The sequence below is a fragment of the Nocardia sp. NPDC050175 genome, assembly GCF_044459885.1.
GTDB lineage: Bacteria > Actinomycetota > Actinomycetes > Mycobacteriales > Mycobacteriaceae > Nocardia.
The window spans coordinates 98,002-120,468 of record NZ_JBITJI010000014.1 but is presented as its reverse complement, the minus strand read 5'-3'; the positions used below and the strand labels follow the sequence as shown (position 1 = coordinate 120,468).

The 22,467-nt window shown below is 66.8% G+C and carries 19 protein-coding genes; 14 read left to right on the top strand and 5 right to left on the bottom strand.

The window, feature by feature from the left end; translation table 11 throughout:
* Positions 1-1,299 precede the first annotated feature (1,299 nt).
* From ACIBK2_RS36720 to ACIBK2_RS36710, 3 genes are all read left to right on the top strand, one after another.
* Positions 1,300-2,058: a hypothetical protein gene (locus ACIBK2_RS36720; protein WP_396974335.1), complete on the top strand. Its 759-nt coding sequence runs from the start codon at positions 1,300-1,302 to the stop codon at positions 2,056-2,058.
* Between the two features lie 92 nt (positions 2,059-2,150).
* On the top strand, positions 2,151-2,582 hold the full coding sequence (locus ACIBK2_RS36715) for a helix-turn-helix domain-containing protein (protein ID WP_396974333.1): 432 nt from the start codon (positions 2,151-2,153) through the stop codon (positions 2,580-2,582).
* Positions 2,579-3,478, top strand: a complete 900-nt coding sequence (locus ACIBK2_RS36710) for an alpha/beta fold hydrolase (RefSeq protein ID WP_396974331.1) — start codon at positions 2,579-2,581, stop codon at positions 3,476-3,478. The genes ACIBK2_RS36715 and ACIBK2_RS36710 overlap by 4 nt, the downstream gene beginning before the upstream one ends.
* A 591-nt stretch (positions 3,479-4,069) precedes the next feature.
* On the opposite strand, the gene ACIBK2_RS36705 is transcribed toward ACIBK2_RS36710, so the two are convergent.
* The 3 genes from ACIBK2_RS36705 to ACIBK2_RS36695 form a co-directional block, all read right to left on the bottom strand.
* Positions 4,070-5,614 carry an FAD-dependent monooxygenase gene (locus tag ACIBK2_RS36705; protein WP_396974329.1) on the bottom strand — a complete coding sequence of 515 codons (1,545 nt, stop codon included), beginning with the start codon at positions 5,612-5,614 and terminating at the stop codon, positions 4,070-4,072.
* A gap of 56 nt (positions 5,615-5,670) precedes the next feature.
* Positions 5,671-6,285 carry a TetR/AcrR family transcriptional regulator gene (locus ACIBK2_RS36700; protein WP_396974327.1) on the bottom strand — a complete coding sequence of 205 codons (615 nt, stop codon included), beginning with the start codon at positions 6,283-6,285 and terminating at the stop codon, positions 5,671-5,673.
* A gap of 103 nt (positions 6,286-6,388) precedes the next feature.
* A complete protein-coding gene (locus ACIBK2_RS36695; protein WP_396974326.1) occupies positions 6,389-6,730 on the bottom strand; it encodes a DUF1844 domain-containing protein in 342 nt (113 codons plus the stop codon).
* Positions 6,731-7,098: 368 nt separating this feature from the next.
* Between ACIBK2_RS36695 and infC the strand changes: the two genes are divergently transcribed.
* From infC to ACIBK2_RS36675, 4 genes are all read left to right on the top strand, one after another.
* Complete coding sequence (infC, locus tag ACIBK2_RS36690; RefSeq protein WP_379288989.1) at positions 7,099-7,812, top strand: translation initiation factor IF-3; 714 nt, start codon at positions 7,099-7,101, stop codon at positions 7,810-7,812.
* A 58-nt stretch (positions 7,813-7,870) separates the two neighbouring features.
* Positions 7,871-8,065 (top strand): 50S ribosomal protein L35, encoded by a 195-nt coding sequence (rpmI, locus tag ACIBK2_RS36685; RefSeq protein ID WP_135236040.1) that lies wholly within the window; start codon positions 7,871-7,873, stop codon positions 8,063-8,065.
* A 134-nt stretch (positions 8,066-8,199) separates the two neighbouring features.
* Entirely contained in the window at positions 8,200-8,580 is a 381-nt protein-coding gene (gene rplT / locus ACIBK2_RS36680; RefSeq protein ID WP_107655317.1) for a 50S ribosomal protein L20, read from the top strand.
* A 38-nt stretch (positions 8,581-8,618) separates the two neighbouring features.
* Positions 8,619-9,416 (top strand): TrmH family RNA methyltransferase, encoded by a 798-nt coding sequence (locus ACIBK2_RS36675; protein WP_396974323.1) that lies wholly within the window; start codon positions 8,619-8,621, stop codon positions 9,414-9,416.
* Between the two features lie 398 nt (positions 9,417-9,814).
* On the opposite strand, the gene ACIBK2_RS36670 is transcribed toward ACIBK2_RS36675, so the two are convergent.
* Positions 9,815-10,396: a TetR/AcrR family transcriptional regulator gene (locus ACIBK2_RS36670; protein WP_396974321.1), complete on the bottom strand. Its 582-nt coding sequence runs from the start codon at positions 10,394-10,396 to the stop codon at positions 9,815-9,817.
* A gap of 100 nt (positions 10,397-10,496) precedes the next feature.
* Between ACIBK2_RS36670 and ACIBK2_RS36665 the strand changes: the two genes are divergently transcribed.
* The 3 genes from ACIBK2_RS36665 (at position 10,497) to pheT (ending at position 15,862) form a co-directional block, all read left to right on the top strand.
* Entirely contained in the window at positions 10,497-11,924 is a 1,428-nt protein-coding gene (locus ACIBK2_RS36665) for an MFS transporter (RefSeq protein ID WP_396974319.1), read from the top strand.
* Positions 11,925-12,262: 338 nt separating this feature from the next.
* The gene (gene pheS, locus ACIBK2_RS36660) at positions 12,263-13,324 is read left to right on the top strand and encodes a phenylalanine--tRNA ligase subunit alpha (RefSeq protein WP_396974589.1); all 1,062 of its coding nucleotides are present in this window, start codon (positions 12,263-12,265) and stop codon (positions 13,322-13,324) included.
* 33 nt (positions 13,325-13,357) lie between these two features.
* Positions 13,358-15,862: a phenylalanine--tRNA ligase subunit beta gene (gene pheT, locus ACIBK2_RS36655; protein WP_396974317.1), complete on the top strand. Its 2,505-nt coding sequence runs from the start codon at positions 13,358-13,360 to the stop codon at positions 15,860-15,862.
* 432 nt (positions 15,863-16,294) lie between these two features.
* Here pheT and ACIBK2_RS36650 read toward each other — a convergent pair whose 3' ends face one another.
* Positions 16,295-16,663 (bottom strand): hypothetical protein, encoded by a 369-nt coding sequence (locus tag ACIBK2_RS36650; RefSeq protein WP_396974315.1) that lies wholly within the window; start codon positions 16,661-16,663, stop codon positions 16,295-16,297.
* Between the two features lie 217 nt (positions 16,664-16,880).
* Here ACIBK2_RS36650 and ACIBK2_RS36645 point away from each other — a divergent pair, with 217 nt between their 5' ends.
* From ACIBK2_RS36645 to ACIBK2_RS36630, 4 genes are all read left to right on the top strand, one after another.
* Entirely contained in the window at positions 16,881-17,648 is a 768-nt protein-coding gene (locus tag ACIBK2_RS36645; protein ID WP_396974313.1) for an alpha/beta hydrolase, read from the top strand.
* Between the two features lie 26 nt (positions 17,649-17,674).
* A complete protein-coding gene (locus ACIBK2_RS36640) occupies positions 17,675-18,193 on the top strand; it encodes a hypothetical protein (protein ID WP_396974312.1) in 519 nt (172 codons plus the stop codon).
* A gap of 47 nt (positions 18,194-18,240) precedes the next feature.
* On the top strand, positions 18,241-19,263 hold the full coding sequence (locus ACIBK2_RS36635; RefSeq protein WP_396974311.1) for a hypothetical protein: 1,023 nt from the start codon (positions 18,241-18,243) through the stop codon (positions 19,261-19,263).
* Between the two features lie 477 nt (positions 19,264-19,740).
* A complete protein-coding gene (locus tag ACIBK2_RS36630) occupies positions 19,741-22,434 on the top strand; it encodes a nitrate- and nitrite sensing domain-containing protein (protein ID WP_396974309.1) in 2,694 nt (897 codons plus the stop codon).
* Positions 22,435-22,467: the final 33 nt, after the last annotated feature.

Sequence of the window (22,467 nt, the reverse complement as noted above, 5' to 3'; positions counted from 1 at the left end):
CGACCACGCAATCGCGCCCTGGCCCCAACGGCCAGGGCGCGATCACGTTCCTACACACCTATTGACCTCGCCCCGCCCCCCACCCCGCACCACCTCTAGAAATCCGCACTGACTCTCGGGATCTGCACTCGCTCTAGGGCCCTATTCCGAGTGCAGATCCCGAGTGAGAGTGCGTCTGTTGCCGACAGCGGTCCCGGTGGTCGTGGACCCCGGACCGCCGCACACCGTCTCTGTCAGCCGAACACCGTTTCTGTGAGCCGAACACCCGCTGTAGCGGGTGTGCAGGTTAAGGAAAGGGTGTTCGGCTGACAGGGAGGGCGCGCATCGGAGCCCAGCGACCTCCCGCACCGTCTCTGTCAGCCGCTCACCGTTTCTGTGAGCCGAACACCGGGGACAGCGGGTGTGCAGGTTGAGGAAAGGGTGTTCGGCCACCGCAAAGGGCGCGCATCGGAGCCCCAGCGGCCGCCAAACCTCCACGCGACACGCCCTCTTCTTCCAAAGCGCTCGAGAACAGCACCACAGCCAGATGACCACGCTGGAACGCGACATCACGCACCTGACCGATAACTAAGGTCGGGGACCCCACCTCACGTGCCCAGCACTACTCCGGTCATCCGATGAACCAGTCGACAACCTCTGGGACAGCACACCACCGGAGATCTCTCGGCACACCAACCCGGACCAGTACACCCAGAGACCCTCGGAAAGGTGGACCTTTCCGGGCAAGTGCTTCTTAGGACTCCAAAGGTGGACAGTCCATAGAAGCTGAAGACCTGTCCACGTTTTCCCGTGAGTAGTGTGGGCGCGTCGCCTGCCGTACCCGGCTTTAGGTGTGCGTCAGGTGCACGATGTCGCGTTCCCGAGGTGGTCATCTGGCTGTGGTGCTGTTTCGGACTCTTTCGGGGAGTTGGGATATTAGGCGATGGTTTGGTCGTTGGTCGAAATGCACACACTCTTTGTGTGGTGTGTACACCCTTTGGATAAGCTGCACACCCGGTATAGCAGGTGGGCAGCTTATCCAAAGGGTGTGAGCTTCGTTCAACCTGTTGGGGGTATTCGAAGAATCAACTAAGTGTGCGAAGGGATTTGGGGTGAATGGGGTGTTGGGTTTCGGTAATTGCTTTCGGGGGAAGGCAATTGGGGAAGGGTGGGCCTGGGCTTTTGGGTTTCCCCAGTCGATGGTGTTCGTGGTGGCGATAACGTGTGATTCCATTTGCAAGTGTGAACCTTAAACGTAGAGCTGCGGCTCGTCATCTCGTCACGGTCGTAATCGCAATAGTGGCAGCGGGGTTCGTTGCCGTGCCCAGTTCGTTGGCGGAGCCGCCGACTGCTCCGGCGCCGCCCGGAGCGATGGCGCCGAGGACGCAGCCGATACCGCTGCAGCCGGATCAGCAGTCGCGGATCTATTTCAAGATTCCGGCTGCCAACGAAATGGTGCGGCTGCAGACGCATTTCACGGTGCCGCCGAAACCGCCCAGGGTGGGAACAATGTTTTTGTGGCCCGGGCTCGAGCCTCGCGACGGTGGCAGAAACTACTACCCGATCGGCCTCGGTGTTTTGCAGCCCGTGCTCACGTGGGGTGATGCCTGCGCCCCGGTGCAGCAGCCGCCGACCTACTCGACCTGGTGGATTTCCGGACAGTACGTCAACGTGTACTCCAGAGATCCCCGCTACGCCGACTGTCACTCCGGGCGGGCGATGTCATTGAAGGTTGGCGAGGCCCTCGACATCGACATCGCCCTGGACTCGGCGACCGGTGTATGGACGCAAACCATTACCGGACAATCGGGTTCGGTGCGCTACTCCATCAATATGGCCAAGCAGGCGCAGAACATGGCCCTGTTCGCGATCGAGCCCTGGGACAACGCGACGATTCCCAACCGGCTGGTCTTCTCCGACACCACTATCACCTTCCAGAACGAAGCCAAGCAAAGCTGCCTCACCCCGGAGCTCACCTACACCGGAACCGGCGGAACCATCACCCCGCCCACAACCACCGACGGCCGCCGCTGCCACATCGACACCGTCACCGTGAACCCGCCACGCAGTGCGGCATGACACGTTCGAGCGCGTAGTCAGGACCATAGACACATCTAACTTCCCTAAACTTCCCTATTGCGATGTTCGATAGGGAAGTTTAGGGTCGTTTAGTGACAGATCGCCTGTACTCAGTGGAGCAAGTCGCCGAGCGTCTCGGCCTGCACGTCCGGACGATCCGCACCTACGTGCGGGACGGGCGGCTCAATGCGGTGCGGATCGGGAAGCAGTATCGGATCGCGGAGGCGGATCTCGAGGCGTTCACGGGGCTGCCGGTGCCTGCGCCGGTGCGCGAGACGGTGGGGCGGCAGCGGCACACCGAGGTGTCGAGCATCGTGCAGGTCGAGGCGATCAGTGCCGAGATGGCCGACCGCTTGACCACTCTGCTGATGGGTGCGGCCAACACTCGGTCGCCCGATGACGAGCCGCTGCGGATCGAGACGGCGTACGACGCGGAGCGGGCGCGCATGAAAGTGATTGTCCTTGGCGGTCTTGCTGATACGGCTCGGCTGTTCGAATACATGGAAGGAGTGCTCGCGTCATGAGCGAGCGAGACATCGCCACCGAGCGTCGGGGTGGCATGACCAAGATTTACAAGTCCGAGCGCGGGGCGGCCAAGGTCCGTGAGCGTTACGAGGAACTGCTTGGGGAATGGCCTGTACCCGCTGAACACCTGCTCGTGCCGACTCGCGAGGGGGAGACCTTCGTCGTCGTCTCGGGCCCGCAGGACGCGCCGCCGCTTCTGTTACTGCACGGTTCCGGCGCGAACGCGACGATGTGGCGCGCCGAGATCACTTCCTGGGCAAGCCATTTCCGCACCTACGCGGTCGACATCATCGGCGAGGCCGGCGCCAGTGCGCCGTCGCGCCCGCCTCTCGACTCCGATCGACTCGCGCTGTGGCTCGACGATGTGCTGGAAGACCTTGGGCTCGAGACCTTTTCGGTGGTCGCCGCCTCCCTCGGTGGTTGGGTGGCACTGGACTATGCCGTCCGCAGGCCGGGGCGGATAACGCGCCTTGCCCTGTTGTGCCCCGGCGGCATAGGCGCGCAGAAAATGGGCTGGCTCCCATTGGCGTTGTTCCTCCGCTTCTTCGGACGTCGCGGCGTCCGGCAGACCGCACGCATCGCCACCGGCCTGGACACACAGTTGACCGAACAAGTCCTCGACGACATTGTGCTCACCTTCACCCAGTACAAACCGCGCACCGAACGACTCCCCATATTCTCCGACGACGCCCTACGCAGCCTGACCATGCCAATGCTGGTAATGGTCGGCGCCCGCGACGTAATGCTCGACTCCGCAGTAACCGCCGACCGCGTCCGCCACTGCGTCCCCAACGCGTCAGTACAAGTGCTCCCCGAGGTCGGCCACGCGATCCTCGGCCAGGCCGACCCGGTATCGAAGTTCCTCCTCGATGAGCGTCGGCCCGTCCGCCACTGATCCACCAACTGCCCCCACCGCGCAGCGCACGATTCGTCCGGCCGCGCACGAATTGAACGGCAAACCCATGCGCGGCAAGCTAATCCGTGCGCGGCAGACCAAACTGTGCGCGGCAGACCAAACTGTGCGCGGCGTGTCGGTGGGTGCGCGTGCCGTGAGTAGGCACAGCGCACCGCCGCGCACGGATTGTCTGGCCGCGCATGGATTCGCTGACGAATCCGTGCGCGGCCGGATGATTCGTGCGCGGCGGGTCAGCATCATGTGCCCCGAAGCCGCTGATGCGTGCGGCCTTCGTCGCGGTGCTGGGTGCACGGATTGTCCGGCGTCGCGCGGATTGGCTGGCTAGTTGTTGCGCGGCAGGCTAATCCGTGCGCGCCAGGGCAGGCGCTGCGAGAGTCGGACGCTCGATCCTCGATCGGACCGATGCGGTATCGAAGTTTCTCCTTGGCGACGCGCACGAGTACCGCCCGCTGACTCGCCACCCGACTGCACCCTGCCGCGCATGGATTATCCAGCCGCGCGCGAATTGGCTGGCAAATCCATGCGCGGCAGGCCAATCCGCGCGCGGTGTTGGCACTACCTATTGGGGCGTCAGGTTAGTGGTGAGCCGAACCAGTGGGTCAGCGCTGTGTGCAGGCGGTTCGAGTCGGACTGGTCGAGTCCGTCGGATGCCCATGCGACGTACCCGTCCGGCCTGATCAGCAATGCGGTGGCGGGTGCGTCGGGACTGGTCGCGGGAACGATGTCGACTCGGTCGCGCCATCCATCTGTGGCACCGGTGATGGCTGGGTCGTCGGTGAGTGTGAGCAGGACCGGTCGTGCCTTGCGTAGTAGCTCGGCGACTCGCTGTGTGCCGTCGGCGGTTTCGAGGGTGAGGTCGGGGACCATTCGGCCGGCCAGTGGGTGTGGGTCGTCGGTTTCGTAGCGGGTGTCGGAGCCGGACATCAGGCGGGCGATGTACGCGGTGTTTTCCGGCTGCTGGAGTAGTTCGCCGAGGAGGGTGCGCATTGCGGTTACTTCGGGGCCGGGGGCGAAGAGGGCGGTTTGGGCTAGGGAGCTCATCATTACGCGGACGCCGATCGGGTGGCGTTCGGTGTGGTAGGTGTCGAGCAAATCTGCTGGGGCCCAACCATTTATCGAGGCGGCGAGTTTCCAGCCGAGGTTGGCCGCATCCTGTAGGCCGAGGTTGAGTCCGGGGCCGCCCATGCCGGAATGCACGTGGGCGGCGTCGCCGACGAGGAACACGTTGCCCTCGCGGTACCGGTCGGCCTGGCGGGTGTTCTGATTGTCGATGCGGCGCAGTGCATGTGGGCCAGGACCGCGCGGCGGCTCCATCGGTAGGTCTACGCCGAGCACCCGCCGCACGCTCTCGCGCAGTTCTTCGAAGGTCATCGGTGTGCCCTCGGGCACCGGTTCGCCGCCGAACTCCATGCTGGCGATGAGCGGCCTGCCCGGATCCAACTCGGCGAAGACGAACCCGCCACGCTCTAGTCTGTTGTGCCCGAAGGGAAGTCGCCTGAACCCGGGAATTTCGAGGCCGCCGTCACTGGTCCGCAACTCGTCCGGCAACCAGACATGCCCCATCCGCGCGATGCCGTCGGTCGCGGTGTAGCCGGGGAAGTCGATGCCGACCTGTTTGCGGACGAAACTCTTGCCACCGTCGGCGCCGATCAGGTATCGAGCGCCGAGGCGATAGTCGCCGTCAGGTCCCGTCACGGTGATGTCGACGCCGTCGTCGTGCTGGGTCAGCGCACTGAGCCGGTGCCCCCACCTGATATCCACACCCAGCCCGGCTGTCCACTTCTCCAGCAGCCGAACGAGTTTCGGCTGCGGAATGCCGAGCAAGGTCATCGGATTGTCCGCCAGCTCGGCGAACGACAGCGGCAACCCGCTGAAGAAGTAGGCGGGTAGCGGCTGCGGCGCACCGGGCGCGCCGCCGAACTCGTGGTAGAGCCCACGCATGTCCAGCAGCCGAATCACTTGCCCGATAAGGCCGTTCGCTTTCGGTTGAGTGCTGGGCGCGGGCAATTCGTCGAGCACGATGGCATGCACCCCGGCCAGTGCGAGTTCGCCGGCGAGCATCAGCCCGTTCGGTCCGGCACCGGAAATGACTACGTCGACAGAGTTTTCGGGCATGACAAATACACCTTTTGTTCGATGGTGGGTTTTAGAGTGGTGTGAGCGTTGTCAGGTCAGCGCGGAGGTTCGGGTAGTCCGGCGGCCACTTGGGCGAGGGCGCGGCGGAACAGCGTGGTGATGTGGACCGGCGGGTCGGCATTGGCGTACGCCACCATGACCGCTTCCGCGATGGTGGCGACGGTGCCGGCGACCAGGCGCGGATAGATGTCGCGCAGCGGGTCGGTGCCGGTGCGTTCGGCGATCAGCTCGAGCCAATCGTCGGAGATCTCTTTGGACAAGGCGTGCCGCAGCTCCGGCGCGTTGAACAGCTTGCGGATCTCGGCCAGTTGCTGCGGACTCGGCAGGGTGAACTGGGCGCCGTCGAACTCCAGCGGCTCGAGCATCGCGGCGGTGATTGCGGTCCAGAGCGGTTCGTCCGCCGGACGCTCCCGCAATATCGCGAGACTGCGCCGTATGCGCACCGACTGCCGATAGACGATCGCGTCGTGCTTGCCGGTGAAGTAGTTGTTGAACGTGCGCACCGAAACCCCGGCGCGCGCCGCGATGTCCTCGCGGGTGACGTTCTCCATGCCGCGCTCGAAGGCGAGCTCCAGCGCGGCGGTACTCAACGCCATGCGGGTGTCGAGCTTCTTGCGTTCGCGCAGTCCGAGCACTTCTTCTTCCGGCATGACCCAAGCCTACCGAAAAAACGTGCCCGGTGGGCAAGTTTTCCCACCGGGCAATATTGCAAGGAGTGCGCGCCCGCCGAAAGGCGAGGTCAGCGCCGAAGAATCAGTAGACCGGACCGGTGTACTTCTCGCCCGGCCCCTTACCTGGCTCATCCGGATGCGCCGACGCTTCCCGGAACGCGCGCTGCAGCGACTGCAACCCCTCACGAATCGGCCCCGCGTGCGGCCCGAGGTACTCCACCGAAGACGTGACCAGCCCGGCCAACGCCGTGATCACCCGTCGCGCCTCGTCCAGATCGCGCCGCGAGCTGGTCTCCGGATCCTCGTCCGCGAGCCCGAGCTTCTCCGCCGCCGAACTCATCAGCATCACCGCGGCCCGGCTGATCACCTCGACCGCGGGGATGTCGGCCAGTTCGCGCACGGAGTTGTCGAGCTCTTCTGTCATGCTCATCAGGCTAGCGACGCGACCTGCGGCCGGATGAATCGGCCGAGCTCGACGCGCGGTCGCCGGGCCGATTCGGCGATAGCCGAACAGAATGTTAGACTTTCCGCTGACGACCGCCCCTGGTTGTGTCTTCTTCCAAGATTTCGAGCCTGGGGCTGATAAGTGGAGCCCGACTCCCACCGTTGCCGACGAGCGATCGTCAGGTCAAACGGTCCGGTCACCCGCCTTCTCGAAGGCGGGTTTCTTGTGCCGGGGTTCTCTCGCGAGAGCCGCGCACAAGATCGCACGCGAGGCTTTGGCGTGCGCTGACCGGTCGACTCGGGCCCCGTAGCGGAATACCGCTCCGGGGCTTTTGTGTTGAAAAGGGGTTGCAGTTATTGCGTGCGGTCGTCCTGACGACACCGCTTGACCTAGGAGGCCCCATCAGCACTGAGACCCGCATCAACGATCGCATCCGTGTTCCCGAGGTTCGGCTCATCGGACCCAGCGGCGAGCAGGTTGGGATCGTGCGTGTTGAAGATGCACTACGCGTCGCCATGGAGGCAGATCTCGATCTCGTCGAGGTCGCTCCGGATGCACGTCCGCCGGTCTGCAAGATCATGGACTACGGCAAGTTCAAGTACGAGACGGCGCAGAAGGCGCGCGAGTCTCGGAAGAACCAGGTGCAGACCGTGATCAAGGAGCAGAAGCTCCGCCCGAAGATCGACGACCACGACTACGCGACCAAGAGGGGCCATGTCATGCGCTTCCTCGAGGCCGGGTCGAAGGTCAAGGTCACCATCATGTTCCGTGGACGTGAGCAGTCGAGGCCCGAACTGGGCTACCGGCTGCTGCAGCGCCTCGCGGCGGACGTGGCTGACTTGGGGTTCGTCGAAACCTCGGCCAAGCAGGACGGTCGCAACATGACCATGGTCCTCGCGCCCCACAAGGGTGCGAAGACGCGAGTGAAGGCACAGCAGGAGTCCGCAGCTCCGCGGCCGCAGCAGCCCGCTGCGCAGCCGAGCCCCGCGCCCGCTGAAGCCGTCGCCGCAGACACGACGCCCGCTGCGGCTCCGGCCGAGCAGGCCGAGTCGCCGCAGTAATACCGATAAGAGCCGGCGGTCCGTGAGGGCCGCCGGGACGAGACAGATAGAGGAATCCATGCCGAAGATGAAGAGCCACAGCGGCGCCTCGAAGCGATTCAAGGTGTCGGGCCGAGGCAAGCTGCTTCGCCAGCAGGCGAACCGTCGCCACCTGCTCGAGCACAAGTCGTCCCGCCGGACTCGTCGTCTGGATGGCACGGAGGCCGTCGCGTCCGTCGACGTCCCGCGCGTGAAGAGGCTGCTCGGTCTCTGAGAGACCGGTAGCGATTGCTTGCCGGTCGCTCGAAAGAGCCCGTAAGCACACCGCGTTCCGGATTCCGGACGCCGACCGAACTGACCAACCGCCGGGTGCCGCATGCGCCCCCTAGATCGACAAAGGACTGACCCATGGCACGCGTCAAAAGGGCCGTCAACGCTCAGAAGAAGCGTCGTTCCATCCTCGAGGCCTCCAAGGGCTACCGCGGGCAGCGTTCGCGCCTGTACCGCAAGGCCAAGGAACAGCAGCTGCACTCGCTCACCTACGCCTACCGGGACCGCCGGGCGCGCAAGGGTGACTTCCGCAAGCTGTGGATCGCCCGTATCAACGCAGCGGCGCGTCTGAACGACATCACCTACAACCGCTTCATCCAGGGCCTGAAGGCCGCGGGTGTCGAGGTGGATCGCAAGATCCTCGCCGAGCTCGCCGTCTCCGACGCCGAGGCGTTCGCCGGTCTCGTCGCGATCGCCAAGGCCGCCCTGCCGCAGGACGTCAACGCGCCTGCCGCGTAAGTCACCGGGTGACAAGCGAATATCTTTCGGAACGACCCGTGGACGCGCTCTCGGAGCGCAATCCACGGGTCGTTTCCGCTGTCAAGCTGCAGCGCGGTGCGCAGCGTCGCAAGACCGGGCTCTTTCTCGCCGAAGGGGCCAATTCCGTTGCCGCCGCGTTGGATACGGGGCGGGTGCAGGAGCTGTTCTACTCCGCCGGTGCCGCGGCTCGCGAGCATGAACTGGTCGCCGGTGCCGCCGGGATGGGCGTGCGCACCACGCTGGTCAGCGATCGCGCCGCGCAGCAGCTCGGCGAAACCGTCACCGCGCCAGGACTTGTCGCGGTGTGCGAGCTGATCGATGTGCCGCTGGCCGATGTGCTCGCGACCGAGCCGCGGATGCTCGCCGTGCCCGTCGAGATGGCCGAACCCGGCAATGCCGGAACCCTCATCCGCGTCGCCGATTCGGTCGGTGCCGATGGGGTGGTGCTGGTCGGTGACTCGGTCGACCCACATAACGGCAAATGCGTGCGCGCCAGTGCGGGCAGCCTGTTCCATGTCCCGATCGCGCGCCACCGCGACGTCGGCGAAACGTTGGATTCCCTTGCGGCGGCGGGCATCACGATCCTGGCGACCGCCGCGAACGGTGAGGTCGACCTCGATGACGCCGACGAACTGTTCACCGGGCCGGTCGCCTGGCTGTTCGGCAACGAGGCGCACGGCTTGGATCCGGCCGTCACACACCGCGCCGACCACCGCATCCGCATCCCGATCCGCGGCCGCGCCGAAAGCCTGAACCTGGCCACCGCCGCCGCCATCTGCCTCTACGCGAACTCCCGCGTGCGCTACGCGAAGTAGGCCGCACGCCCTCTGATTCCCCGCACCCCGACTCGCCGCACTAACACGCGTGCGTGTGTCAGAAGTGGTGTGGCTGCGGCGGGCGCCGATCCGATCGTGCGGTGGGCGTGCTGCGCCCTGCCGGGGTAAACGCACGGGTTCTGATTTCCCGCACCCCGACTCGCCGCACTACTTCTGACACACGCGTGCGTGTGTCAGAAGTAGTGCGGCTGTGGCGAGCGCCGATCCTCGTGCGCCACGTGCGCCACGTGCGCCACGTGCGCCTCGTGCGCCACGTGCGCCTCGTGCGCCACGTATGCGCGCACGCCGCTGAGGTAGGCGCACGGCTTCTGATTTCCTGCACGCCGACTTGCCGCACTAACACGCGTGCGTGTGTCGGATGTGGTGCGGCTGGCAGGTCAATCGTCGAGGACGGCGCAGTCGTCCAGCATTTCGGTTGCCCATGGGGGTGCGACCGCGTCGGGGCCGGCCACCTGGATTGCGCTCAGGACGGTGAGCAGCATGCCGGTGGCGATGAATTCGCGAGCCTGGTGGACGTCGGCGCCGGTGAGGTCGCGCACCAGTTGGTAGATGTTGCCGAACCGGGTGCGTACCTCGTCGCCGATTGCCGGGTCGCCGCTGGCCGCGAAGCCGTGCAGGAACAGTTGGAGCATCTCCCGGTCGGCCAGGAAGATGCCGAAGCCATGACCTAGGGCGTGCAGTCCTTGTTCCGGTGTCGCGTCGGGCTCCGCCTCCGCGCGCGCCGCCCGGAACACCTCCTCGATCCGATCGCACACGCGATGCATCGCACTGATGAACAGGTGTTGTTTGGTGCCGAAGAGCCGGATCACGTAAGGCTGGGAAACACCTGCGCGCCTGGCGATTTCGTCGGTGCGGGTGGCCGCGTAGCCGGATTCGGCGAAGGCGGAGACGGCAGCTTGTAGTACCTGCTCGCCGCGTTCCGAGGCGGTCATCCGGACCCTGGTCGAACCCGACATCATGCTCCATTCCGTTCGCCCGCCCCGTTGGTATTGACATGTTATCAGTCGATGCATACTCTTCGGCTCAGTAGTTATCAGTCAATTACAACAAAGGCCGATCATGACCGAAATTCTCGAACCCGACGCTGCACTGGCCCCGGTCGAGCCCGCCAAACCCATGAGCGGCCGCGCGGTCGCCGCAGTGCTCGCCGCTGTCGGCATCCCGATGTTCATGGTCACGCTCGACAATCTCGTGGTAACCAACGCGTTGCCGATCATCCGTACCGAACTCGGCGCCTCACTGTCCGATCTGCAGTGGTTCATCAACGCCTACACGCTGTCCTTCGCCTCGCTGCTGCTCACCGTCTCCGCGATCGGTGACCGACTCGGTCGCCGCCGGATCTTCCTGGCGGGCATCGCGCTGTTCACGGTGGCGTCGGCGGCCTGTGCGCTCGCCACCGAACCGTGGATGTTGATCGCCGCCAGGGTCGTCCAAGGCTTCGGCGGCGCCGCCGTCATGCCGCTGTCGCTGACCCTGCTGTCGGCGGCGGTGCCGGAGCGGATGCGCAGCGCCGCCATCGGGATCTGGGGTGGCATCGCCGGACTCGGCGTCGCGGTCGGGCCGGTCGTCGGCGGTGCGGTGGTGGACGGGCTGAGCTGGCAGTGGATCTTCTGGCTCAACGTGCCCATCGGCATCGCCGTTGTGCCGTTCGCGGCCCGGGTGCTGCGCGAGTCGTATGGCGGCACTCGGCGACTCGACCTGGTCGGCTTGGTGTTGTCGGCGAGCGGGGTGCTCGCGGTGGTGTGGGGCGTGATCCACGGCGCCGACGACGGCTGGACCTCGGCCGGCGTGCTCGGCTGCTTCATCGCAGGCGCGGTGCTGCTGACCGGTTTGATCGCGTGGGAACTGAGGACACCCGATCCGATGCTGCCGCTGCGTCTGTTCCGCTCGCGGGCCTACGGGATCAGCAATGCGACGAGCTTCACCTTCGCCATGGGGGTCTTCGGGTCGATCTTCCTGCTGGCGCAGTACTTCCAGGTGGTGCAGGGCTACAGCCCGCTGGAATCGGGCATTCGCACCATGCCGTGGACGATGGTGCCGATGGTGGTCGCCCCGATCTCGGGTCTGCTCGTCGACCGGATCGGCGCCCGCGCGCTGCTGGCGTCCGGTCAGCTGATGTTGGCGATCGCGCTCGGCTGGATGGCGGCGATCACCTCGGTCGACGCCAGCTACGGCTCTTTCGTCGGCGCGTTCGTGCTCGGTGGCATCGGCATGGGTCTGACCATGCCGCCGAACGCCTCGGTGGTCATGGCCAGTGCCGCCCCGGATGATCGGGCGATGGCCTCGGGCACCAACAGCACCCTGCGGGAAGTGGGCGTCGCGATGGGCGTCGCCGTGCTCGCGTCCGTATTCGCCTCGCACGGTTCATATCTCAGCCCGCAGGCGTTCGTCGACGGCCTCGTGCCCGCGATCTGGGTCGGCACGGCAATCGTCGCGGTCGGCGCCGTCCTGTCACTGCTACTGCCTGCCAAGATCACTCAAGCCTGACGGGTAGTACACACCGATGCCGGTCGACTCTGCGGAGACGGCCGGCATCGGCGGATCTGCGGCCACGGAGTCGGTGGCTGGCGTGATAGACGATGGACCGCCGGTCCGGCGGCGGGGAGCCGATTGATCGGCCGCAGTCGTCCTCGAGAAGATCGCACAGCCTGCGTGACTGTCGTCGCACTGTCACCGCTCATCCGCAGCGCAATCGGTGTCCCACCGCGCACCGGGGAATCCGGATGAACTGGATATGGCGCATCCAATAGGATTCCACCAGCAGCAATGTGGGCAGGGAACCAGCCGTGCCCGCGAACCGATCCCCAGGGGAGAGTCGAACCATCGTGGCCGACGACAACGACGCAGTCGAGCAGAACGCGACGCTGACCGAGGAGGCACTGGCCGCCGCGGCGGCGGCCGCCGAGAAGGCGTTCGCCGCTGCGGCCGACCTCGATGCGCTCGCGGTCGCGAAAACCGAGCACCTCGGCGGCAAGGCGCCGCTCGCGCTGGCGCAACGCGCGCTGGGCAGCATCCCCAAGACCGAGAAGGCCGACGCGGGCAAGCGGGTCAACATCGCGCGCGCCCGGGTGTCCGAGGCGTTCGAGCAGCGCCGCGCGACCCTGCTCGAAGAGCGGGACGCGGCGGTCCTGGTAGCCGAGGCGATCGACGTGACGCTGCCGGCCCGCAGGCATCCGTTCGGTGCCAGGCACCCGGTCACCGTCATCTCCGAGCAGGTCGCCGACGTGTTCGTCGCGATGGGCTGGGAGGTCGCCGAGGGTCCCGAGGTGGAGACCGAGCACTTCAACTTCGACGCGCTCAACTTCCTGCCCGACCACCCGGCCCGCACCATGCAGGACACCTTCCACATCGCGCCGGAAGGCTCACGCCAGGTGCTGCGCACGCACACCTCCCCGGTGCAGGTGCGCTCGCTGCTGTCGCGGGAGCTGCCGATCTACGTGGTGTGCCCCGGCCGCACCTTCCGCACCGACGAGCTCGATGCCACGCACACTCCGATCTTCTCCCAGGTGGAGGGGCTGGCCGTGGACAAGGGCCTGACCATGGCGCACCTGCGCGGCACCCTGGACACGTTCGCGCGGGCGCTGTTCGGCCCGGAAACCCGAACCAGGATGCGCCCCAACTACTTTCCGTTCACCGAACCCTCCGCCGAGGTCGACGTCTGGTTCCCGGACAAGCGGGGCGGCGCGGGCTGGGTCGAGTGGGGCGGCTGCGGCATGGTGAACCCGAAGGTGCTGATCGCCAGCGGGATCGATCCCGAGGTGTACAGCGGGTTCGCGTTCGGTATGGGCCTGGAGCGGACGCTGCAGTTCCGCAACGGCATCCCGGACATGCGCGACATCGTCGAGGGCGATGTGCGTTTCACGCTGCCCTTCGGCATCCGGTCCTGACCCCACCCTTCGATCGAGAGAGCGAAACGTCAAGTGCGAGTAGCGCAGTCCTGGCTGACCGACATCATCCAGCGCACCAACCCCGACTGGTCGGTGACGCCGGAAGAACTCGACGCGGGCTTCGTCCGGGTGGGTCTGGAGGTCGAAGAACTCGACCAGCTCGAGCGGATCTCCGGTGACATCGACAAGCCGCTGGTCGTCGGCCGCGTCGCCGAGATCACCGAGCTGACCGAGTTCAAGAAGCCGATCCGGTTCTGCAAGGTCGACGTCGGCAATCCTGAACTGCAGGAGATCGTCTGCGGGGCAAGCAACTTCGCGGTCGGCGACCTGGTGGTCGTGGTGCTGCCCGGTGGTGTGCTGCCCGGCGGTTTCGCGATCTCCTCGCGCAAGACCTACGGGCACGTCTCGAACGGCATGATCTGCTCGGTCGCCGAACTCGGTATCGGCAAGGATCATTCGGGCATCCTGGTGCTGGAGCCGGGCACCGCCGAGCCGGGCGCGGACGCGAACGAGCTGCTGGGCCTTGACGATACGGTCATCGAGCTCAACATCACCCCGGACCGCGGCTACTGCTTCTCGGTGCGCGGCCTGGCCCGCGAACTCGCCTGCGGCTTCGACCTCGACTACGCCGATCCCGCCGTGCGCACCCTGCCGGACGACGAGCAGGACGCCTGGTCGATCCGCCTCGAACCCGAGTCCAAGTGCACCCGCTTCGCGGTCCGCCGGGTCACCGGCATCGACCCGAATGCGGTGAGCCCCTGGTGGTTACAGCGCAGGCTGCTGCTGTCCGGCGTGCGCCCGATCTCCCCGGCGGTCGACGTCACCAACTACGTCATGCTCGAACTGGGCCAGCCGCTGCACGCCTTCGACGCGGCCAAGGTGAACGGCGGCCTGGTCGTCCGCACCGCCAACAAGGGCGAGACGCTGCGCACCCTCGACGAGGTCCAGCGCACCCTCGACCCCGAGGATGTGGTGATCGCCGACGATTCCGGCGTCATCTCGCTGGCCGGCGTGATGGGCGGCGCGACCACCGAGGTCGGCGCCGAAACGACCGACATCGTGCTGGAAGCCGCCACCTGGAACCCGCTGCTGGTCTACCGCACCTCGCGCAGGCACAAGCTGGTGTCCGAGGCGGGCAAGCGGTACGAGCGGGTGGTCGACCCGGAGATCAACGTGGCCGCGCTGGACCGCGCCGCCACGCTGCTCGCCGAAATCGCCGGTGGCACTGTCGAATCCGCGCTCACCGACGTTCGGGTCCCGGTGCCGTCCGCGCCGCCGATCCGGATGGACATCGACCTGGCCGACCGCGTCGCCGGTGTCGTCTACCCGACCGGCACCTCCGCGCGTCGTTTGGCCCAGATCGGCTGCATTGTCGAGGTCGCCGTCGACGAGACCACCGGGCACGGTCAGCTCGAGGTCACCCCGCCGAGCTGGCGGCCCGACCTGGCCCAGCCCGCCGACCTGGTCGAAGAGGTGCTGCGGCTGGAGGGGCTCGAGCAGATCCCGTCCGTGCTGCCCACCGCGCCCGCCGGGCGTGGCCTCACCGCCACCCAGCTCCGCCGCCGCGCGGTCAGCCGGGCGCTGGCCTTCGCCGGTGCCGTCGAGGTGCCCGCGCCGTTGTTCATGCCCGCCGGTGTCTTCGACACCTGGGGGCTCGACGCGGACGACCCGCGCCGGGCGAGCACCCGGGTGCTGAACCCGCTCGATGTCGAGCGGGCCGAGCTGGCCACCACGCTGCTGCCCGGACTGCTGGAAGTGGCCACCCGCAACATCTCTCGCGGCGCTCGCGACCTCACCATCTTCGGCATCGCCCAAGTGGTGCTGCCCGGGGACAACGTGCACCCGGTCGAGGCGCTGCCGGTCGACCGTCGCCCCACCGACGACCAGATCGCCGACCTGCTCGACTCGCTGCCCGCCCAGCCCGTGCACGTCGCGGCCGTCCTCACCGGTCGCCGCGACCCGCGTGGGCCGTGGGGTCAGGGACGTCAGGCCGAGGCCGCCGACGCCTTCGCCATCGCCGATGCGGTCGCGGACGCGGCGGGCGTCACCATCGAACGCCGCCCCGCCGCCTACCTGCCGTGGCATCCGGGTCGCTGCGCCGAACTGGTCGTGGACGGCAACGTCGTCGGCTACGCGGGCGAACTGCACCCCGCCGTGCTGGAACGTGCCGGCCTGCCGCCGCGCACCTGCGCCGTCGAACTCGATCTCGACGCCCTGCCCCTGCTCGAATCCCGCCCCGCCCCAACGATTTTCCCGTTCCCGGCGGTGCTGCAGGACGTCTCGGTCAGCGTCGAGAAGACGACGCAGGCCGCCGCCGTCGAATCTGCCCTGCGCACCGGCGGCGGCGACCTCCTCGAAGACATCGCCCTGTTCGACGTCTACGAGGGCACCCAAGCAGGTGAGGGCCGCAAGTCCCTCACCTACGCCCTCCGCTTCCGCGCCACCGACCGCACCCTGACGGAGGACGAAGCCAGCGCCGCTCGCGACGCCGCGGTCGCCGCCGCGGCCGACGCCGTAGGCGCAGTCCTGCGCGGATAGTCCGCCCGCCGCGCACGAATCACCCTGCCGCGCACGAAATTGCCAGCGATTTCGTGCGTGGCAGGACAACCGGTGCGCGGCGGGACAGAACGTGCGCAGCCCGGCGCTGACTCGCGGTTGAACGCTGTCGCATTCAGCTGCGCATTGATTGGTCTGCCGCGCACCGGTGGTCCCGCTGCGCATGAATCAGCGGGCGATTTCGTGCGCGGTGGCACGAGATGTGCGCGGCGGGGCAGAACGTGCGCAGCACCGGACCATCTCCTGGCTGAGGTTGCCGCGCATTGAATGGTCTGCCGCGTACGGGTTTGCTTGTTGCGTGTGAATCAGCGGGTGATTTCGTGCGCGGGGGGATGGAACGTGCGCGGCGGCGTTCGGCATGCGCGATCAGGCCCGGAAGGTGAAGCTTCCGGGCCTGAGGTCGTGCGGATTTCGCTAGCTGGTGCGGCAGGCCTGGTCTAGGGCCGACATGGCGTTTTGCAGCTCTTGGTCTTGCAGCACGGCGCCGAGGTCTGCGTCGGCGGCGGTTGCCGCCTTGTTCATGAACGGCACGGCGCCCGCGATCGCGGTCTTGACCTTGCCGTCGTCGGCGTTGGCCGCGGCGGTGTCCAGCTTTGCGGCCGCGGTGCCGAATGCCGCTTTCACGTCTGCCGCGGATCCGGCGCCGTTCGCCTTGGACGCGTTGATTCCGGTGGTCAGTTCGTTGGCGGTTGCGCTGACGGACGCGCAGGTGTCCGTATCGCTAACCGCACTGGCGGGCACAGCTGCGGCGGTGAAGCCGGCGAGCGCCGCCACGAGCGTCACAGTCGCGAGAATCGTTGTCCGCATAAAAGATGTTCCCTTTCGTTGGTTGACAATCCCCGCCTTGTATACCCGTTCCAGCAGTGCGCGAAGCGGCCCGTTTTCCGGCGAGTCGCTGACCGGTACGGTCGTGCATATCCACCGGCGGCACTGACTGCGGAGCGCGAAAGTCATGCGGGTCGAGTGACCGAACGGCTGGGGGAGGGGTAAGAACGAGAGCATGCGACACCCGGCCAGTCCGATACTGAACGCGTTGACCTATCTGCCGGATCGACCGATCCTGCAGACGCCCGCCGTCCTCGGGATGGCCTACACCGATCTGTCGATCAGCACCGCCGACGGGGAAACGCTGCACGGCTGGTGGCTGCCCGCGCCGAAGTCGATCGGGCACATCCTGTTCGCGCACGGCAACGCGGGCAATATCGGCGATCGGATCGCGTTGTTCGCGCTGCTCGTCGAGGCCGGGTTCGATGTGCTCGCGTTCGACTATCGCGGATACGGGCGGAGTACCGGACGTCCGACCGAGCACGGCACCTATCTCGACGCGCGGGCAGCGCGCCGGGTGCTGCTCGAACAACCCGGTGTCGATCCGAATCACGTTCTCTACCTGGGTAAGTCGCTCGGTGGCGGCGTCATGGTGGAACTCGCCCTCGCGCATCCGCCCGCCGGACTGATGCTGATGTCCACCTTCTCCGGCCTGCGCGACGCCGCCAGATCCGTCTATCCGTTCCTGCCGGGCCCGCTCGTCCCCGACGCGTACCCGAGCGAAAAGCGGATCCGCTCCCTGCGCGCCCCGGTCCTGATCATGCATGGCGACAACGACGAACTGCTGCCGCTGCGGCACGCCGAACGCCTGTACGCGGCCGCTCGCGAACCGAAACGCCTGAAGGTCTTTCCCGGCGCGGGCCACAACGATCTGATCATCGTGGGCGGCTCGGCCTGGTTCGAGCTGGTGCGTGACTGGGCCGGTGCCATCGTCCGTACGTAGGACATCGCCCTGCGTAGCCTGGTGATATGACTGAAAACAGCGAGATCGCGGCCCGTTTGGCGGCGCTGTCCGACCGTGAATTGGTCGGCGTGCTGCTGGTCGCCACCGCGGAACGTCCCGGCTTCGAGGTCGTGCACGCCGCACTGCTCGGCCTGCTCGACGGCGGTGATGCGACCACCGTCGGCGGTGTGACTCCTACCACGATGCCCACCTCGGTGCATGACGCGCCGCCGCTGCACGACGTATCCGGCCAGGTAGGAAGCACCTCTGCGGTACCCGCGGTACCGGTACCACCGACCGGTATCCCGGCACCGACTGAGACAGGTGGATATTCGTCTTCCGGTGTCCCTACTTGGGGGTCAGTTCGCGATAAGGTCGAGCAGCGCTTCGGCTCCGCGCAGGGGATGAGCGAACTCGACCAGCAGACTCCCGCGGGCCGCAGCGCGGACGAGCAATGGGACGCGCGCGAGCAGGCGGCGCGTGAACGCCTGGATCAGATACGGAAGTCGTTGCGCGGCAACGATACCGAAACACAAGGGCCGTAACCTGGCCGGGCGCACCGTACTACGACTGTGAATGGGTGTGGAACACCATGACGGAGCCGCGCGAGATTGCTGAACGGCTACTCGATGCACAGGTGGAATTCGTGCTCGCCGAGGTCACCGGCGATCGCTTCGCCGAAGTTGTCGCCCGCGATGTCGAGTCGGTGCTGGGTGTCGCGGACACCCTGATCTTCAAGGACATCGTCGAGATCGACCAGGCCAAGCAGACCGTCGCGACCATCATCGATCTGATCGGCGGCAGTCCGGTGATCGCCGACATGGTCGGGGTTTTCGCCGATTCCATCTACGACCACATCGCCAACAACAACGACTACACCCTCGGCCAGGTGGTCGACCGCGAACCGGTCGAGGCGCTGCTGGAGAAGATCTTCGGCATGCATCAGGCCCAGGAGCGCATCCTGGACCGGCTCACCGAGAGCCCGCTGGTGGCCACCGTCGCGTCGAAGTTCGTCGACAAGTTGATCTCGGACTTCATGGAGGCGAACAAGCAGATCGCCGGCAAGATCCCCGGCGTCTCCTCGTTGATCTCGATGGGGCAGTCCGCGGCCAAGACCGCGAAGAAGGCGACCGAGAGCACCTTCATCGGTGACATGGCAGGCAAGGGCGCGGTTTTCGCGCTCAAGCGCACCAACAACGCGATCCGCGAAATGCTGCGCGACGCTCCGGTGCACGACGCCGCGATGGAATTCTGGGATCTGCACGCCGACGAGCCGGTGAGCGGCCTGCGCGATTATCTGTCGCAGAAGGACCTGAACGAGCTGGTGTTGATCTGCTACGAAATCGCGGTCACCACCCGGGAGAAGGAATACTTCGGGCTGCTCGTCGACGAATGTGTCGAGGTGTTCTTCACCAAGTACGGTGATTACACCCTGGCGGCCATGTTGCCGGAGCTCGGCCTGTCCGCCGACGCCATTGCCACCGAAATCCTGCGCTACGGCCCGGCGGTGATCGAGGGCGCGAAGCGAAACGGCGTGCTGTCCACGTTGATTCGGGAGCGGCTGGAGCCGTTCTACACCTCGGAGAAGGTACTCGCGATTCTCGGCGGCGCGTAACCTCCGACCTCGCTTGCTGATGGGTTGCCGATCCTCGGCAGCCCATCAGTGCGTTCGGCAGCGGACCGCCGCCACTCGAGGTGCGCGCAAGGCGACGACTCGGCTACTATCCGAGGGCATTTCGGGCCGGCGCCCGGATGCCGACTGATCGACAGCGATGCGCACCGACCTCGGTGCGCATTAAGTTCTGCTACAACCTTGAACCACCTTTCTGTCCAGATCTGGACAGTTGGTAGCAACGGGTTGCAGTGCGGGTTGAAAAGTATGAACAAAGTTCCCTATCTGGGGTTCTCGAGTTGACGCCGGACCGGGCATATGGGATTTTGCTCGGAGACTTTCCGTGCGCTCGTCGTGGAGCTGTCACGGCCGGCTTTTCGGAGGAGTAGCAGGTTGGTGCGTTCACGTCTACGGCAACCAAAGCCCGGGGACACACCGGATCTCACTATTGCAGTTCCCTCCGGGAACTCCAGTGGCAGAATGTCGGCCGTCATCCGGCCGAGGACCATCGGCGGTCAGCTGACCCGAATTCTCGCGCTCGCGCTGATTTTGGTGCTCGCCCTGCTGGGAGTCACTGTCTATCGCGAACTCTCGGACTTCCGCGAGTCCAACGACACGGTGAAGGCCGTCTCGCTGGCGCTGAGTGTGCAGGACCTCACCAACCAGATCCAGCGTGAGCTCGGTCTGAGCAACGGTCTGCTCGGCGGCGACAACCGCCTGCAGCAGCCACTGCTCGACCAGCGCGGCAAGGTTGACAGCGCGCTCGGCACGCTGACCAGCGCCGCGGCCGGGGACGCGCCCGGCGCGGATCAGGTGCGTGCGGCGCTCGGCCAGCTGAATCTGCTGGCCAACACCCGCACCCAGATCGACACGCGCCGCGTCAGCAGGCAGGTCGTCTTCCAGTTCTACACCGACGGCGTCACCGCGCTGAACCGCCTCGCGCTCGGCCTCGACCAGGCCCGCGACCCGCAGATCCAGCGCGGTCTGCAGGCCCTCTACGCGCTCGGCGCGGCCAAGGAGGAGGTCGACAAGGAGCGAGGCTTCCTCAACGGCGTCTTCACCGCGGGCCGCTTCAACGGCGGCGAGTACGTGCAGTTCATGGAGATCCGCTCCACCAAGCTCGCGGGCTTCACCGCGTTCTCCCGCTACGCGACCAAGACCCAGCAGGCCAAGCTGGACGCGGCGCAACTGAGCGAGAACGCCACCAAGGCAGACCAATCCGAGAGCATCGCGATCGCCTCCAGCGACGGGCCGCTGGTCCGCGAGGTCGACCCGATGACCTGGTGGACGCAGATGTCCAGCGTCCTCGATGAGCAGCGCACCGTGCAGCAGGCCGTCGGCGACGACGTGCAGGCCCGTGCGGACAGCCTGCGCGCCGCCGCGGCGACCAAGTTGATCTTCTTCCTCGTCGCCTCGGCCATCGCCATCGCCGCGATGATCGTGCTGGTGATCACCTCGGTGCGCGCCATCGTCCGCCCGCTGGCCGCGCTGGCCGGCGAGGCCGACGACGTGGCGACGCGCCGCCTGCCCCAGGTCATCGAGGCCTGGTCGCGTGCGGACGACAGCCGACCGGAGGCGCCGATGCCGGTGCTGGCGCCCGCGGGTGCGAGTACCGAAATCGCCGCCGTGGCAGGCGCGCTGGACCGCGTGCAGACCACCGCCTTCGAGCTGGCCTCGCAGCAGGCGCTGGTGCGCCGCAACACCACGGAGTCGATGGCCAACCTGGCCAGGCGCAACCAGAACCTGGTCCGCCGCCAGCTCGGCCTGATCAGCGAGTTCGAACGCGAGGAACTCGACCCCAAGGGTCTGTCCAACCTGTTCGAGCTCGACCACCTGGCCACCCGCATGCGCCGCAACGCCGAGAGCCTGCTGGTGCTCGTCGGCGAGGCCAGCCCGCGGCGCTGGGCCCAGCCGATCGCACTGAGCGATGTGATCCGCGCGGGTCTGTCCGAGGTCGACGACTACCGCCGGGTCGTGCTGCGCCGGGTGGACGATGTGATGATCACCGGCGCGGTGGTCAGTGAGCTCGCGCACATGCTCGCCGAGCTGATCGAGAACGGACTCGCCTTCTCCCCACCGGATCTCGAGGTAGAGATCTACGGGCGCCGGGTGCCGCACGGCTATCTGCTCGCCGTCGTCGACCATGGTGTCGGCATGCCGATGGACCAGCTGGCCCAGTCGAACGCCAGGCTGCGCGGCGAACAGGACTTCATCGTCGCGCCGACCCGCTACCTCGGCCACTACGTGGTCGGTCGGCTGGCCGAGCGGCTCGGCATCGACGTCGAGCTCAACGTCTCGCCGGTCAGCGGCATCGTCGCGCGGATGTCGCTGCCACTGGAAATCCTTGTGCAGGAAGGGGATCGACGGCCCGCCGCGGTGCAGGCCAAGATCTCCGGCACCGGGCTGGAGCGATCCTGGGGCGCCGATTCGGAGTCGAACGGCGTGCCCGAGCTGGAGCCGGGGCCGAATACCAACGGCGCCATGACTTCTCCGGCCGTGATCCGCGGCAACACCGCGCCCGACCCGATCCCGCCGAGCCCGCGCGGTCCCGCCCATGCGGCGCCGGCGATCTCGTCGAACGAGCAGAACGGCGCGGACCGCAGGGCCGAGGGTCCGTGGACCGCGGCGCAGCGGGTGGTACCGCGCAACGACCAGTACAACGGTCCGCAGCATGCCGCGCCGAACGCTCCAGCGCCCTCCGCGTACTCCCAGTTCGTTTCCCCGCCAACGGTTTCCACGCCGCCTCCGGCGCCACCGGCGCAGCAGGGCAACCTGACCGATACCGGAACCTGGCGACTGCCCGATGCGCCGGACGGTCACTACGGTGTCGCCGAAAGCCTGTACAGCGGAAACGGATCGGCGAACCCGGGTGCATCGGCACCGCGCACCACGCGGAACGGACTTGTCAAGCGCAACAAGAAGACTCGCACTGCGGGCACGGCGCCCAGCACCGATCCGCGGCGGGAAACCAACGGCGCGTCGGAGCGTCCGGATCGGGCGCCGATTCCGGAGCGTTCGCCGGAGGAAACCCGTAGCATGCTTTCGTCGTTCCGGGCCGGACACGACCGCGGCGCCCCGCCGCCGCCGTCGACCACCCGTCCCTACGTCGGTGCCCGCGACCACGACACCCGCGCCGACGATCAGGCTCAGACCATCGCAGAGGAGAACCGGTGACCACTCACTTGCCGAGCGCCGACCCGCACACGT

What these genes read in the sequence shown, in the direction of transcription:
- ACIBK2_RS36710 (WP_396974331.1), top strand. Translation starts at nt 2,579, where the DNA reads ATGAGCGAGCGAGACATCGCCACCGAGCGTCGGGGTGGCATGACCAAG.
- ACIBK2_RS36705 (WP_396974329.1), bottom strand. Translation starts at nt 5,614, where the DNA reads ATGCCCGAAAACTCTGTCGACGTAGTCATTTCCGGTGCCGGACCGAAC.
- ACIBK2_RS36700 (WP_396974327.1), bottom strand. Translation starts at nt 6,285, where the DNA reads ATGCCGGAAGAAGAAGTGCTCGGACTGCGCGAACGCAAGAAGCTCGAC.
- ACIBK2_RS36695 (WP_396974326.1), bottom strand. Translation starts at nt 6,730, where the DNA reads ATGACAGAAGAGCTCGACAACTCCGTGCGCGAACTGGCCGACATCCCC.
- rpmI (WP_135236040.1), top strand. Translation starts at nt 7,871, where the DNA reads ATGCCGAAGATGAAGAGCCACAGCGGCGCCTCGAAGCGATTCAAGGTG.
- rplT (WP_107655317.1), top strand. Translation starts at nt 8,200, where the DNA reads ATGGCACGCGTCAAAAGGGCCGTCAACGCTCAGAAGAAGCGTCGTTCC.
- ACIBK2_RS36670 (WP_396974321.1), bottom strand. Translation starts at nt 10,396, where the DNA reads ATGATGTCGGGTTCGACCAGGGTCCGGATGACCGCCTCGGAACGCGGC.
- ACIBK2_RS36665 (WP_396974319.1), top strand. Translation starts at nt 10,497, where the DNA reads ATGACCGAAATTCTCGAACCCGACGCTGCACTGGCCCCGGTCGAGCCC.
- ACIBK2_RS36645 (WP_396974313.1), top strand. Translation starts at nt 16,881, where the DNA reads ATGCGACACCCGGCCAGTCCGATACTGAACGCGTTGACCTATCTGCCG.
- ACIBK2_RS36640 (WP_396974312.1), top strand. Translation starts at nt 17,675, where the DNA reads ATGACTGAAAACAGCGAGATCGCGGCCCGTTTGGCGGCGCTGTCCGAC.
- ACIBK2_RS36635 (WP_396974311.1), top strand. Translation starts at nt 18,241, where the DNA reads ATGACGGAGCCGCGCGAGATTGCTGAACGGCTACTCGATGCACAGGTG.
- ACIBK2_RS36630 (WP_396974309.1), top strand. Translation starts at nt 19,741, where the DNA reads ATGTCGGCCGTCATCCGGCCGAGGACCATCGGCGGTCAGCTGACCCGA.